We start from the raw sequence: 518 nt of genomic DNA, 5'->3' as shown, positions 1-518 counted from the left end.
GCAAGAACCCATCTCTGCACCAGGAGGACCGATAACTCTGCTTTCGGCTTGTCCCTCGGTTTTTTACTGCGAGCGGGGATCACAGCCACGGAGTAATGCGAGGCCATTTCCTGATAGGTCGGATTGATGTCGGGGTCGTAGAATCCGGGCTTGTGCACACCCGATTTCAGATTGTCGGGCACCAGGATCTCGACTAGGCCGTCATAGAACGCGAAGGCGCGCACGTGCGAGCCGATCCAGTCGGGCAACTGCTGGGTCCACGTGAGTTCCGCGAAGGTGAGGCCGGACACGCCGAGCGCGGCGACGAACAGCTCGGCCTCGCGGATTTCACCGGTGCCCGGATTGATGATGCCGAGCTTCTTGCCCGAGTAGTCGACGAACAGCTTCTGGCCCGGCACATGCGTTTGCCGCATCGTGACCGGAAGCCGCTGCGCCCACTCCTGGTAAGCCTTACAGAACCAGCTGTAGCCGCAGCCGTCCGGATGCTGCGCCTTATATTCCTGCCACAGCAGATCGAG

The 518-nt window shown here is 60.8% G+C and carries 1 protein-coding gene; it reads right to left on the bottom strand.

What is annotated here, in order from left to right; all coding sequences use genetic code 11:
- Positions 1-518, bottom strand: a 518-nt coding sequence (gene istA / locus AWB81_RS44155) for an IS21 family transposase (protein ID WP_144444446.1), incomplete at both ends; no start/stop codon positions are given.

The sequence above is a fragment of the Caballeronia arationis genome (genome assembly GCF_001544975.2).
Lineage (GTDB): Bacteria > Pseudomonadota > Gammaproteobacteria > Burkholderiales > Burkholderiaceae > Caballeronia > Caballeronia arationis.
This window is presented reverse-complemented; position numbering and strand designations above follow the sequence as displayed.